This is a genomic window from Peribacillus sp. 05N428 (assembly GCF_056397085.1).
This window is the reverse complement of record NZ_JBFTMS010000070.1, coordinates 1-13,715: the sequence shown is the minus strand read 5'-3', so window position 1 is coordinate 13,715 and position 13,715 is coordinate 1. Positions and strand designations below refer to the sequence as shown.

Below are 13,715 nucleotides of genomic sequence, written 5' to 3'. Positions count from 1 at the left end.
ATTAGGCACGCCGCCAGCGTTCGTCCTGAGCCAGGATCAAACTCTCCGAAGAAATGTTTGACTTGCTCATTTGCTTTTTTGATAGTGTGTGCTCACTTAAAATTTAACGTTGGCGCTTTGTTTTGTTCAGTTTTCAAAGAGCAATTTCGGTGTCGTTTCTCTCAGAAGCGACCTCTATAATGTAACACATTCTGTCACGTTTCGTCAACAACTTTTTTTAAATTCTTTTTAACAACTTGTTAGCTGTTTAAGTTGCTGTCTTAGCGACAAGAAATAATATACCATGTACTAAAAATGTTTGCAATACGTTTTTTAAAACTTTTTCAAAAAAAACATTTTCACCTATTTCCTTCTATATATTCTTTATCACACCCCTCCCCTGACATCCGGGCCATGCCCATGTTTTATGAATAAACGAAGCATATTTCCAAAGAAACACAAATAGTCATATATAGATATCTTTTTTCCATGAGGTGAAGCAATGAATCTGCCATTAATCGGATTACTCATTTCTTACAGTATGGCCCTTTACTTATTCAGTACCGCTTTTTATGAAGCCATCAAGTTCAGCAGAGAAAAAGGCAAGGTGAATGGTACGACGTTTTTATTCAGCTTTACTTTCGCTTTGATTTTCACACGGATCACCTATTTGTTTCACCCATATTAGATAAAAGCAGTAAGTCGGGAGACTTACTGCTTTTATACGGAGACTTGCGCCTCTTTATGTTCCTTGCTTTTCTTTTCATCCTTTAAGAACATCATCAAACCACCCAATATGATGGTACCTCCAAGGACCTGCGTCCAGAGTATCGGTTCATCTAATATGAAATAAGCCAGAATTGTCGCTCCCACCGGTTCAAGCAATATTCCCATCGAAAGCGTCGATGTGCTTAACCATTTTAGTGACCAATTGAATAAAGAATGTCCTAATAAAGTCGGGAAAATGGCAAGCAAAACGAAATAGATCCAATCGGAAGCAGGATAAGGCGCCAATGCCTCTCCCTTGAAGATCACATAGAAAAACAAGGCGACGGAGCTGATTGCATACACGACAAATGTATATGTTATAGAAGAGACGCGTTTTCGGACATTTTGACCAAACAGTAAATATCCGGTTACGAGCGCACATGCGATAAGCGAAAGAATATCTCCCCAAAGCGCCATGCCGCTGATTCTCAAATCACCCCAGCTAATGACAAGGCTGCCTGCTATCGCAATGATGCCGCTCAATATTGCCTTCATTGAAAATCTTTCTTTAAAAAACAGGTAGGCTCCGGCAAAAGCGAATAAAGGCTGGAGGGTTACGAGGACAGTTGAACTTGCGACCGATGTGTAATTAAGCGATTCAAACCATAAAATAAAATGAAAAGCCAAAAACACTCCTGCCGCAATCGAATACAGCCAATCCTTTTTTTCAATGAATTTAAGTTCATGACGGTATTTCACCATGAAAACCGGCAACATAAGAAGGACGGTAAATAATAAACGGTAAAAGGCGATAACACCCGATGGAGCGGTCGCCAGTTTAACAAGGATGGCCGAAAAAGATACGGATGCCACACCGATCGCCAACGCTACATAGGGATTCACTTTTGGCATTTGCACTTAGATTCCTCCTTTCAACGGAATTACGTTACATAGAACTCTATTCTACTATGTTAAAATTATTAGGGTAGTTTTTTTTGAAAAACGGGTATATGGCAACAGACGATTTTATTCTTCGATAATAATTCGGAAGTGGTGAAACAAAATGGAATGGACATTCGACCCTCAATCGGAACTGCAAATCCTTATCAAATTGGGGATTTCAGCTCTCCTTGGACTAATTATCGGCCTAGAGCGAGAAATGAAACGAAAACCCGTTGGATTAAAAACAAGCCTGGTCATTTCAATCGTCAGCTGTTTATTAACGATCGTTTCCATGGAATCCGCTTATAAATTCCCGGGTAGCGACGACGTTAATATCACAATGGATCCCTTGCGTCTTGCGGCCCAGATCGTTTCCGGCGTCGGTTTTATAGGTGCTGGCGTCATTCTCCGGCGTGACAACAACAGCATATCCGGTTTAACGACAGCCGCCATCATCTGGGGAGCGGCGGGAATCGGGATTGCCGTTGGAGCTGGTTTTTTTCTCGAGGCCATAGCCGGCGTCATCTTATTGATCATTAGTGTGGAATTGGTGCCCGCAATCGTCACCTGGCTCGGACCGATGAAGTTACGGCAAAAAGAAATCTTCCTACAGCTTGTTGTACAAAATAAAGATGACATTGCAATCGTACTGAAAAAAATCAAAGAAGAAAAAATATTCATCAAAAATCTCAGAATCAAAGATGTGGCAAATGACAACCACCTTTTGACCCTTAAAGTTCTGGTCGATCACAAAGTCAGAACATCGGAAGTGTATTACACCGTCTCCAATCTTAAGGAAATTGCACGGGTGGAAATCGAAAATGTATAATAAAAGGGGTTGGGAATTAAACATTCCGAACCCCTTTTGAAATTCTCCTTAACTTCCCTCCATACCTATACGAGTCCACTCTGTTAAACCATTTTTGACCCCTTGGCAAGTCCAGTTAGGCATCAATTAATGGCTAAGTCTTGCCTGCATAAATCAATCGAAACTTCCACAATCCTCAGTTTTTATCTCCAGCATCAGAATCTAACACCTATATATAGACATTTACTATCATCCACCTGTCAGTGAGGAAGTCTAGTGTTACGTGACTTCACTGCGGCCTTATTCATCTATGGGGTCCACTCTATACATTTATTATAAATTATAAATTTGCAAACTAACCAAACCGATATCCTGCTCTATACGTTTATATATAGTGAAAGGAAGAACCCGGCTTGATTAAACATTTTAAAGAAAGGTGGTCAGGACAACCAGCATGATATTGACAGGGATATAAACAATTATCAAGAAATTAATTTCCCGAGGTGAGTGATGTTAAAAAAAATGAAGGTAAAAAGTATATGGATTATACCCTTACTATTTGTGTTTTTCATACCAAATGTAATAGGTGCTTCTTCTATTAAAAGTAAAAGCCCAGAGTTGGCGACAGGCTTTGACACCCACATCACCAACAATTCCCTTGCCGTAAGTCCGGATGAACAAATAGCGATTGTCTCGGATAGCCGTGAACAATCCATCCTGGTCTATGATCTTACCAAAGGCAAGTTGCGTAAAAAGATCGACGGCTTCGGTTCACCGAGAAACATCGTATTTATTGATGGCGGCTCAGAGTTTGCCATCTCTGACAGTACGCTCGGTACGATCCGTTTTTACAGCTTAAAAAATTTCACCTTGAAAGATGAAGTTGTCGTTGGTCCGGGTGCATTTGGGACTGCTGTCAGCCCGGATGGCAAGACATTGTATGTGAACAATCAAGCACACAATTCCGTCACGGTCGTGGATCTGGAAAAACGAAAACCGATTGACGTCATTACCGGTTTCGCCCAACCAAGGCAGGGCATCAAAGTCTCTTCGGACGGAAAATATATCTTTGTCACGAACTTTCAAGGAGATAAAGTGTCTATCGTTGATGCCACCACCAAAAAAATCATTCGTGAAATAACAGGGTTCTCCAGTATACGCGGAATCTCGATTACCGCTGATGGAAGAACATTATATGCCGCCAACAGCGGACGCAACAGCATTTCCGCAATTGATACGCTAGACGGTAATATAAAGGGTGAAATCAAAGTGGGACGCGAGCCATATGGCGCTGCTCTATCGCCTGATGATAAACTCCTTTTCGCAAGCAACAAGGCTGATCATACGATTGACGTGATAAATGTCGCTGATCACCGCATAGTTAAAACAATCGGGGGGTTCAAAGAACCAAGGCAAGCAATCGTCTTTAGCCAGGATGGGGATCAGGCTTATGTATTAACCCGTGATCTCTCCATTGCCCGTGTTGATGTTAAAACATACACCATCACGGATATAATTCAGGATAAGTAAAAAAATACAAGCTTAAAATACTAGAATCTGATGAAGCACGTGATAAATGAAAATGAACCCAGAGATGGATTAACATGAAATCTTTTGCGGCAGGTCTTTTACATCCAATCGTATAAACAAAAAATCTGTAGCTACGTGATTCATCGCGTCTCTAGTCTGATCCGTTTGACTATCCTCAAACGGATTTTTTATCATTTTTGCAAAAATCTTATATTTTATATTGACTTTTCACCAAAATCCGATAAAATAATTATTGTACCTCAATTCGGGGCATTAGCTCAGCTGGGAGAGCGCTACGCTGGCAGCGTAGAGGTCAGCGGTTCGAACCCGCTATGCTCCATATCCGAATAACCTTGCGCAGCAAGGTTATTTTTATTTTTATTAAGTCATTATTTTATGATGCTCAGTATCTGGTCACGAGTTTGGTCACGATGCATACGAATATGAAGAAATGAGGCTAAATTTTATCAATTGGGTAGCTATCCGGAATCTTTAGATAAAAATAATTTATTATAACTTTTCAATAAATTATAGCCGTTCTTTTCATATAATTAATCTTTTAGTTAAAGCAAAGGAGTTGCAGTCGCAGCTCCTTTCTTTTTCCTATGGAACTACGCACCCGTTAGTTCATTAAACTTATTGTAGAGTTGACACAACTGTGACGAAAAAAATAATGGTTCCTTGATTTTACTTCCCAAATAGGTACAAATTAACATCATTCAACATAATAATAAAACATATGGAAAATAGACCTGGAAAGCACTAAGCTATTCCCTTTACATTTGGAGGGTAATAAACATGACATTTCCTCTATTTATTGTTACTGGACAAAGTGGTTCTGGAAAATCAACAACTGCAAAAGAAGTAAAAAGAATTATGGCTCATTTCTATGTTTTTGATATGGATATTATCGTTAATAATGATGATTATCAAACAGCTTGTAGTAATTGGATGAAAATTGCTTATTATAATGCTTTAAGTGGACGCAACACAATTTTATTTGGTAATGTCCCACAACCATATAATATTCACATTTGCGAACATCCCCAATTATTTCATCCTATTTATTTACACCTACATTGTAATGATGCTGTACGTACCAAACGTTTAAATGCTCGTAAAGTATGGGATGCAGTGGGTATTCAACATACTCTTAAGTTATCCAAAGAAATGGTTGATAAGGCTCAAGCTTCAGTTCCCCCAATCCCTATCATAGATACCTCAAATACACCAGTATTACAAGTTGCTGAACAGATTAAGAGATGGGTAAAGAATAATAAGCTAAAATAATATGGTTCAATTCCCTTATGAATATTTTGTTCCTTTAGCACACAGTACGAGTAAACCAGGACACAAAAAAGTAACTATCCCGGCAAAAGATAGTTACTCCTTAAAAGGAAAATATATTTTGAATACCACATTAAATTATATGTTGGTGATGTAAAAGATGTTCAGATAATTATTTAATGTTGAAGGAAGCAAAGCCTGTGAATCCTCCTTATAAGAGTGAAAATTAGATGCTTTTAAACTCTTTTATAATTAGACTTTAAATATCGGATAACATCATCTTCTCCGTTCTTTTTTAACATGGATATTGTTCTATTAGGGTCTTTGAAATAGCTTGTTATGTATATACACATTCCTAATTTTAGAGAAATTTCTTTATACAATTCTGCGTGTTCTGTTTCTTCTATGGTTGTATGAAATAAATTCATGATTTCGGTGAAATATTGTATAGATTCATTTACTGTTGCAATCAGATGACCGAAAAGTTCATCAGTTATGAAGTGGTTGAACATCCCAGTAAATTTCCCAGAGGATGCTGCATCTTTTATTTGATCACCGCTAACATCGGGTATATATGAAGCATTTTGCTTCAGGCTTTCAATTTTGCTTTGATTGACATCAATACCAATGACATCAAAGCCCTTTTTCACAAAAAGAAGAGCAAGAGGCAAACCTACATAACCTAGGCCAATTACCCCTACCTTTTTAAAATGGGCATTATTGTGCCTTACTTTTTCTTACATATTTTTCTTCCCCCGCTTATAATTATTTTGTTTATCCTATGCGGATAAATGTAGAGGGAAATAGGCTAGTATAACAGGAAAACAAAATATAAAGCTTAGATTAGTAAATTACGCAGAAAAATTCTGTTGGAACCCCTAATTAACCTTGTTGACATAACGGAAGGCGTATTAACGTTCTAATTCCCATTGATTTCTCTTTTTGCTTTTACCTTTAACCTTCTGTCGCTGACGTTGTTGTTCCTTCTGCATTTCCCTTCCTGCCTGTCCAATGTCCTCCATAATGGAGCCAAATAAGTCGATCCCTTTTTCTTGTGCTTGAATCTGACCTTTAAACGCAGGAACTCTAGCTTCCATTTTTCCTAAAGTGTACAACTGCTTTTCAAGGTCCACTCTTCCGGAAACACCTTCTTTTTCCATCGAATCTTGGTAGGTTTCACGTGTAGAAATAGTCTGGTCATACTCTTGTTTAGCCGATATTGAAACAAGCAGTTTGCCTTTCAAGAAAGGATTGTTCTCGATTTTTTCAACAAGGGCATAATACTTTTCATAATTGTTCAGATAGCCTTCCGCACGCTGCAGGCGTGACCGGTGCTGATTCACACCACACGATCTATTTCACCATGAAGCCTTCGAATGTCTTCTTTACGGGTATTTAGCGTTTTCTGGATAGTCTCAATTGGTACCACCTTATTTCCGTTTGCATTATTAACTTCCATAAGCTTTTTAGCCGTTTCAAGGCTTATATGGCGCATTTCAGGACGTTCAGGATATAAAGAGGCCACTCGACGTACAAAAGCGTTCTGATGGGCTGTTCCTGCCTTTTCTAAGACCTTTCTTGCTTGATGGATTTGTCCACGTGTCTGTCGATTTTTTTCTAGGAGACCGGGATAATCGTTGTGTTGAAAATATAGACATTATGTCCTTTTCCGCCTTTAGATTTATTCGTATTTTCGATGGATACGATCCCTAAATCCTTCGCTTTTCTTAGCATCCGTTCAAAAGTAGATCGGCTTACCCCAAACCCATTCAATTTTTCATTGATGGCTTTTACTAGCGTTCCGATCTTGGCGTTGGCTACACCTGCAAATCCTGGACCTTAAAAGCAAACAACACAAGATTCTCCGGGTTAAGGAAGGTAAAACGCAAAAAATCCGCGACATGTATATCGCGAATTGCTTTAAGGAGGTCTATGAGTACGCCAAAAACGTCCCGAGTCCCTATTTATTTCCGTCCAGGAAGGGAGAAGGCCCCATTACCCCTACTCAGGCCTACAGACAGTTAAATAAGGCTGCAGAGTTCGCCGGCGTGGAACATGTCGGCAATCATACCTTACGAAAAACGTTTGGTTATTGGTTTTACAAAGCCACGAAGGATATTGCCATGTTGCAAAGGATTCTCCATCATTCCCATCCTTCTGTTACCCTGCGTTATATCGGCATTACGGAAGAAGAAACGAACAACGTATTGAAACATTTTAGCGTTTTTCACTAATCCCTCTTCTTTATTTTCTTCAAGTAATTTTATTCAGTTTGATGCAATTAGAACGTTACTTCTTAAGATGAATTGCTAATTCTAGCCATTGGTTCATCATTGATTACTAGGTAAATTGGGGTATAAATGGAATAATCACTGCTATTTAGCTTTATTGAAAGTTAGGTCTTTTAATAAAATATAACCGCTTTCTATATTCCATAGAGGTGAGTATTCTCCTCCCCATTCTTCTAACATATATTCATACATTGACTTTCTCAAATGATTAAAATTTATTAAAGATAACTTACCGTCATGTTGGGATGTATTCATATTTATTGTAATATTATGAAGAAATTTGTTAACATGTATCCAAGAATATTTATTAGCGAGTCTTAGAATCATTTGCACATCTTCAAAAAATCTCCCCTCCCATTTATCAAAAGGATAATCTATAATCCATCCGCCCATATCAATAATTGACTTTGTTCGATAACATCGGGGGTTTATCATAAACGACAGTTTCAATAAAAGGTCATACTTATTTTCAAAATTAGGTGCGATCATGGGCTTAATATTATTAAGTTCATTTTTCTTATCATAGTAATAAAAATGGTGATTTCCGTAAGCAAACCCAGCAGATGGATTAGAATGAAGTGCAGACACAAGCTCTTTTGCTGCATTAGGTTCAAGCCAATCATCACCATCTAACTGAATGAAGTAGGGGGTTTTAATATACCGTAATGCTTCATTTAATAATTTTGATGTCCCTCCATTTTTTTTCAATTGAATTAGTTTTATTCTTTTATCAAATAAAAAGGGGGTTATTTCTTTAATAGATTGATCGGTAGAGGCATCATCTATTATTAAAATAGAAGAGGGAGCTAAAGTCTGATTAAGGGCACTGCTAATACAACGAATCATGAATCCTTCTTTATTATAAACAGGGATTACAATGGTATATTCCAACTGTTTCATTCTCCTTTTTTCTCTTTGATTTTCTCGTAGTCGTTCCAACTCAATGTAGTCACCGTATTGTTTGCACTCTGAAATAGTAATAACTTCTAATTATAAAATGCTTTTCTAATACACTGCTAATAGCTTTTTCAATAAATAATTCCTTATTTATAAAGGGATTACAAATATAATTCCTCCCAAAACTGAAGCTAGGGATAATCCCACACTTAAGATCTAACGATCACCATTGCTCATCGGTAAATAAAAACATTCCAAGATTTTTTAAATTTAATATTGTATCTTTATTAACGAGATTCCCCTGCGGATCATATATAAATTTGTAAAAATCTAAATTATTCACTAAATTTTCTGTCAATGAAACTATGTCGAGTGAATTGGCATCCATCTTTGAGTTGGTATTCTTGCTTAATCTTAAATTCAATGCTTCATGTAAAAACGGAGGATGCAGGGATAAGTACAATGTCGGTCTGTTCTTTTTTAAAAATTCCTTAAGAGCAGGTATTAAAAAATATTCTCCTGCTTCTATATCCATTTTTATAAAATTAAGATCTTTTAAATTGTAGTTTAGTGTTAGTTCTTCTATGGAAGTGGCAATGACTTCAAAATAATCTTCATCTGTTCTTGTAGGAAGAATGCTTGACATAGAGTCTCCAAGCTCATCTCTTTTATATAATTTGATATGCCCAGGCCTGTCCACTATAGCTGCATTAATACAGGTTACTTTTGAAGAAATCCTGGGATTTAACTGTATATTTTTAATCAATTCTTGATATGCAACAGGGTCTGGCTCAATTGCAAATACATTTTTAGCCTTGTGAGCTCCGTATAAAACAGTAGGACCAATCCAAGCACCAATATCAAGATATGAATATTTATTATTTAGGAATCTATTGAATATTTGAAATGTTTCTATTTCCCAACTTTGAATTCCGTCCCAAAACTCTTGAAAATAGGGTGTAGAATTGACTAAAAAATCAACACCTTGCCTATGAATAGCTAGTGTGTTGGCATCCATTAATAACAGCTCCCTTTTTGTTTGTTTTTTTGCTTTTGATATTTTTCCTACTAGACTGAAACATAATGAAACAAAACCAGTTCCAATATATGGTATATATATATATATGTTTCGCGGCAAAGTCTGTTTAAGACATTCACCCATTAATAGAAAGTTTTGGAAAATTATTATGCAAACATTTAATTAGCTAAATCATATTATTAGTATTAAATTACACTAGAGTAATCAAAAAGGAGGAATAAGGTCTTCTGTTGTTCGTGGAGATAGATGCGGGGCAGGACATCATATGCTGTTTTTGTACAGCCTTCCTATTTTCACTGTTTGTACTATATATATACCTTAGTAAATTATGCAGAAAAATTCTGTTGGAACCCCTAATTAACCTTGTTGACATAACCGAAGGCATATTAACGTTCTAATTCCCATTGATTTCTCTTTTTGCTTTTACCTTTAACCTTCTGTTGCTGACGTTGTTCTTCCTTCTGCATTTCCCTTCCTGCCTGTTCAATGCCCTTCATAATGGCGCCTAATAAGTCGAGACCTTTTCTTGGGATTGAATCTGACCTTTAAATTCAGGAACTCTAGCTTCCATTTCCCCTAAAGTATGGAACTGTTTTTCAAGGTCCATTCTTCCAGAAACGCCTTCTTTTTTCATCGAATCTTGGTAGTTTTCACGTGTGGAAATAGCCTGGTCATACTCTTGTTTAGCCGATTTTAAAACTCCTGAAAAATTCAAATACTCACCTTAAATAACAAATATGATATCTAGGTGCTCAATGTAAGAACTAAGCAAATAAAGGCAAAAAAGATATTTACATTGGAGAGGGGAATCTAGCAGCTTGAAAGTTAGTTAGAGGTGCCTCTGCTAAAATTTCTCCGTTTGCACCTGCGCTAAATATTACTTGTACCCGATCTCCTGCTTGTAACTGAAGGATTGTAGTAACCGATAGTCCAATAGGTCTTGATTTCTCAAAGAAGTCATTTACAATATCTAAATCATCTCCGTTTACGTTAATTGCAATGGATGCGACATATCCTTCTTTTAAGAAATGCTTTTTTTTGTCTTTTGAAGAATGATTTTTTTTACAATAATCACATTTGCAATTATCTTTTTTGTTTTTTGAGGAATTATCGCTTTTACTTTTTGACGGACAAAAGGAGACTTTTGCTGTTATCTCATAAACTCCATTCTCAGTTGGAATAAATGTTGATATATGCGGATTATATTCATTTGCTAAATCAAATTGTTCAGTTTGGTATAAAACTTTTACAGAGGGAGTAACCGTTGCTTTGTAAAGTTGTGGTGTGTTCTTATTAGCCCTAAAAGCAGATGCTCGTACTAGATTATGTTTCTTATGGTCACAGTGACAGTCATTGTGTTTCTTATGACAAGAATGGCAATCATCCGGTTTCTTTTGATTACAAATACAGTCACTGTGTTTTTTATGACAACAATGACAATCATCCGGTTTCTTTTGATTACAAATACAGTCACTGTGTTTTTTATGACAACAATGACAATCATCCGGTTTCTTTTGATCACAAATACAGTCATTGTGTTTCTTATGACAAGAGTGACAATCATCCGGTTTCTTTTGATTACATTTCTTATAAAGATATGTGGTGTCTACAAAGGAATTACAATGTGAAATATGATAACGATTTTTAATTATAATCACCTTTTTCTTTTTTTACTTTCGGGTTATTTTATTCATTAAAAGAAAAGATGTTTGTACAATAGGGTACAAAAGTGAAAATAAATCTAACTCAAACAGCAAAAATCTACTGGTTTATAAACCGTTTTTAAGAAGGTTGGTTGTTAACAAAAAGGGGTTGAAGTAATTAACTTCTAAAAAATTTTTAACACTAACTAACAGGTAAGCTAGTTCATTAAGAAACACTAAAGAAGAACATAATAAGTGGTCTCTTTTATTTGTTCAAAAATCAACATCAATATTAACAAAGCCAAAAAAAACAATTGCTGATCCTGATTAGCACCCACCTAGCATGTGTTGACCCTTGAGACCGTATTTTTTATAAGAGATGAATCGTTAGACGGCTTAGACTTCTCAGAGGTGGACACAGGGATTCAACCTCTAGTGTGCTTGCCTTGCTCTATGGGTATTTAGATTGTATAGACCCTTTTCAGTTTCACTTACCTGACGTAAACAATGTTACCTTGCTGTACTCGACGTTCAATGTATTTATAAGGAAGATATCCAAATCTCCCATACCATCATTTTGATTTATTACTTCTTTGTTTGGTTTTTCAAATTCCTTTTTGATCGAATAAATTGTGTTTCTAGCTAACTTGGTTTTCTGAAAAAATGACAAAAACACATATATATTTATTTCACAGTACGAACACACTACACTTGTTGAACTAAACTGCATAAACAAAAGAAACTACAGATGGCAGCCGGATCTTCAATAAAGCGTATTAGTTCAAGAAGTAGTCACTGCAAATGGAAATAATGCCACAAGAAAAAAGACGATTAGCTATTGCTAGTCATCTCTTTCACTTTAGCATAAATAGTGGAACGTGGGACACCTGTCATTTTGGCTATATCATTAACGCTTAAACCGTTTGAACCTCTTTCATCATAAAGCTTTAAAGCCTTCTTAACGTCCTTCTCGTCCTTCCCTTTCCTACCCATATGTTTCCCCTGTGCCTTAGCACGTTCCCTACCCTCTGCTGTTCTATCTTTAATTAGATCACGTTCAAACTCAGCAATAGCCCCCAGCATAGTGAACATTAGCTTTCCTGATGGTGTACTAAAATCAATCTGTTCTTTGATGAATACTAAAGCTATTCCACGTTCTTCTAAATCCTTAGCAATCTTTTGTAAATCAAATGTACTCCTAGCTAGTCTGTCTATTTTGTAAACAACCAGCTTGTCACCTTCCCTTAAATAGTCCAACGCCTTAATCAGTTCCTCACGATCACTTTTAGCTCCACTTTGTTTCTCCATGAATATCTTCTCACAGCCATATTCTTTTAACTTCTCTTCCTGTAAATCTAATGTTTGGTCAATGGTGCTTACACGTCCGTATCCTATAATAGCCATTATGTATAACCTCTTTTCATTTATCTAAAAGTTAGTTAACTTCTGTAATTTTATTCTAGACTAACTTCCGGACAACGTTAAGGATTATTTTTAGGGGGAATTGAGCTGTTTTTCAAGTCTCTAGAACTTATAACTTTTAGACACGTTCGTAAATGTACATAACAACCAGAGAACGTTCGTAAACTCAAAACAGACTTTTACAAACGTGTACGTGAGATTGAAGAAGTTGAGAGCATGAATGTAGTAGACACAAAAGTGTCTGCAAATTTGAAAAAACCGACCAATAAAGGTCGGTTTTTTTCAAACTAATTTCATCAGAAACCGCCACCGAAACAGCTAGCTCCAACAATGATTAAGAGTATAAACAAAACGACTATGAAGGCGAAACCTCCACCAAATCCGTGGTCAAAACCGCCGATGCCAATTCCCCAGAAAGATTTGTGGTTTGAGTGAATAACATCGGATAAATTCCTGTAAATACGATTTGCTTTTTTTTCTATTGTCTAAGACTGCTCTTCTTTCCCATGGTTCAATATTTTTTGGGTCTTTTTTTTGCATCCATTTAGAAGCATCATTAGGATTTTTAATGAAATATTTTAAAAGCCATAAATTTTCAAGTGATTGTCTGTACATGACCAAACATTCATCTTCTAATCCCATTTTCAAAAGATGATATGCGGATGCTATATGGTTAATTAGTCTTCCAGATATCAGGTGTCTAGCATGATAAAATGCTACACCCTCATTATCGAATCTTCCGATATTATTTAATTCATTTAAGAAGCTCAAGCTATCCCAAAAAGCCTTGTCTCTATCATCTAAGTGCTCCAAAAAGTCTTGTTCCTTTTTACTATTATAAAAGTCACTTTTTATATTTTTCATTTCATATTTCATCTCCATCTAAACTTTTATTTTCCTTATGTTAAATGCCGATGGTGAAATCTAGGTATAACTAATGAAATTATTGATTACCTGGGCGGAAAAGCTTTTCCCTCTTTGTCTAATTCGGTTACGAACATAAATAATCCTTTTTCTTGATGAACTCCCTCAGTTTAATTCGATTTTCTCACAAATACTCGCTTATTCGCAGGATTTCATCACCCTTGAATTTAAGTTCATGGTTAAAACGGAGTGATTCAGGACATGAAGTCTTCGTGAAGGCATAGGGAAATAAAGGAGTTGTACAA

General features: G+C 36.4%; 14 protein-coding genes, 1 tRNA gene and 1 pseudogene. 6 read left to right on the top strand and 10 right to left on the bottom strand.

What is annotated here, in order from left to right; translation table 11 throughout:
• The first annotated feature begins 481 nt into the window (after positions 1-481).
• Positions 482-667: a hypothetical protein gene (locus AC1DIV_RS28690; protein ID WP_034310479.1), complete on the top strand. Its 186-nt coding sequence runs from the start codon at positions 482-484 to the stop codon at positions 665-667.
• 32 nt (positions 668-699) lie between these two features.
• On the opposite strand, the gene AC1DIV_RS28685 is transcribed toward AC1DIV_RS28690, so the two are convergent.
• Positions 700-1,599: a DMT family transporter gene (locus AC1DIV_RS28685; RefSeq protein WP_406593175.1), complete on the bottom strand. Its 900-nt coding sequence runs from the start codon at positions 1,597-1,599 to the stop codon at positions 700-702.
• Between the two features lie 151 nt (positions 1,600-1,750).
• Between AC1DIV_RS28685 and AC1DIV_RS28680 the strand changes: the two genes are divergently transcribed.
• From AC1DIV_RS28680 to AC1DIV_RS28665, 4 genes are all read left to right on the top strand, one after another.
• Positions 1,751-2,458, top strand: coding sequence for an MgtC/SapB family protein (locus tag AC1DIV_RS28680; protein ID WP_048683326.1), 708 nt, complete (start codon positions 1,751-1,753; stop codon positions 2,456-2,458).
• A 489-nt stretch (positions 2,459-2,947) separates the two neighbouring features.
• Complete coding sequence (locus tag AC1DIV_RS28675; protein ID WP_477577895.1) at positions 2,948-3,967, top strand: beta-propeller fold lactonase family protein; 1,020 nt, start codon at positions 2,948-2,950, stop codon at positions 3,965-3,967.
• A gap of 267 nt (positions 3,968-4,234) precedes the next feature.
• Positions 4,235-4,307 (top strand) — tRNA-Ala (locus tag AC1DIV_RS28670).
• 458 nt (positions 4,308-4,765) lie between these two features.
• Complete coding sequence (locus AC1DIV_RS28665; RefSeq protein WP_340877890.1) at positions 4,766-5,257, top strand: DEAD/DEAH box helicase family protein; 492 nt, start codon at positions 4,766-4,768, stop codon at positions 5,255-5,257.
• A gap of 233 nt (positions 5,258-5,490) precedes the next feature.
• On the opposite strand, the gene AC1DIV_RS28660 is transcribed toward AC1DIV_RS28665, so the two are convergent.
• Together AC1DIV_RS28660 and AC1DIV_RS28655 are read right to left on the bottom strand one after the other, a co-directional pair.
• Positions 5,491-5,925, bottom strand: coding sequence for a hypothetical protein (locus tag AC1DIV_RS28660; RefSeq protein WP_445670142.1), 435 nt, complete (start codon positions 5,923-5,925; stop codon positions 5,491-5,493).
• Positions 5,926-6,165: 240 nt separating this feature from the next.
• Positions 6,166-6,597 (bottom strand): hypothetical protein, encoded by a 432-nt coding sequence (locus AC1DIV_RS28655; RefSeq protein WP_477577894.1) that lies wholly within the window; start codon positions 6,595-6,597, stop codon positions 6,166-6,168.
• Positions 6,598-7,080: 483 nt separating this feature from the next.
• On the opposite strand from AC1DIV_RS28655, the pseudogene AC1DIV_RS28650 reads away from it, so the two are divergent.
• A pseudogene (locus AC1DIV_RS28650) lies at positions 7,081-7,488 on the top strand (tyrosine-type recombinase/integrase); the annotation flags it as partial.
• A gap of 141 nt (positions 7,489-7,629) precedes the next feature.
• On the opposite strand, the gene AC1DIV_RS28645 reads toward AC1DIV_RS28650, so the two are convergent.
• The 7 genes from AC1DIV_RS28645 to AC1DIV_RS28615 form a co-directional block, all read right to left on the bottom strand.
• Positions 7,630-8,445, bottom strand: coding sequence for a glycosyltransferase family 2 protein (locus AC1DIV_RS28645; RefSeq protein ID WP_477577893.1), 816 nt, complete (start codon positions 8,443-8,445; stop codon positions 7,630-7,632).
• A 220-nt stretch (positions 8,446-8,665) separates the two neighbouring features.
• A complete protein-coding gene (locus tag AC1DIV_RS28640) occupies positions 8,666-9,460 on the bottom strand; it encodes an FkbM family methyltransferase (protein WP_340877893.1) in 795 nt (264 codons plus the stop codon).
• Between the two features lie 526 nt (positions 9,461-9,986).
• Positions 9,987-10,196 (bottom strand): hypothetical protein, encoded by a 210-nt coding sequence (locus AC1DIV_RS28635; RefSeq protein ID WP_340877894.1) that lies wholly within the window; start codon positions 10,194-10,196, stop codon positions 9,987-9,989.
• Between the two features lie 76 nt (positions 10,197-10,272).
• Positions 10,273-11,139: a hypothetical protein gene (locus AC1DIV_RS28630; protein WP_477577892.1), complete on the bottom strand. Its 867-nt coding sequence runs from the start codon at positions 11,137-11,139 to the stop codon at positions 10,273-10,275.
• Positions 11,140-11,955: 816 nt separating this feature from the next.
• Positions 11,956-12,528, bottom strand: coding sequence for a recombinase family protein (locus AC1DIV_RS28625; protein WP_406593160.1), 573 nt, complete (start codon positions 12,526-12,528; stop codon positions 11,956-11,958).
• Positions 12,529-12,842: 314 nt separating this feature from the next.
• Positions 12,843-12,953: a YjcZ family sporulation protein gene (locus tag AC1DIV_RS28620; protein WP_340878606.1), complete on the bottom strand. Its 111-nt coding sequence runs from the start codon at positions 12,951-12,953 to the stop codon at positions 12,843-12,845.
• Positions 12,934-13,410 (bottom strand): hypothetical protein, encoded by a 477-nt coding sequence (locus AC1DIV_RS28615; RefSeq protein WP_477577891.1) that lies wholly within the window; start codon positions 13,408-13,410, stop codon positions 12,934-12,936. Before AC1DIV_RS28615 ends, AC1DIV_RS28620 begins: the two co-directional genes overlap by 20 nt.
• Between the last annotated feature and the right edge of the window lie 305 nt (positions 13,411-13,715).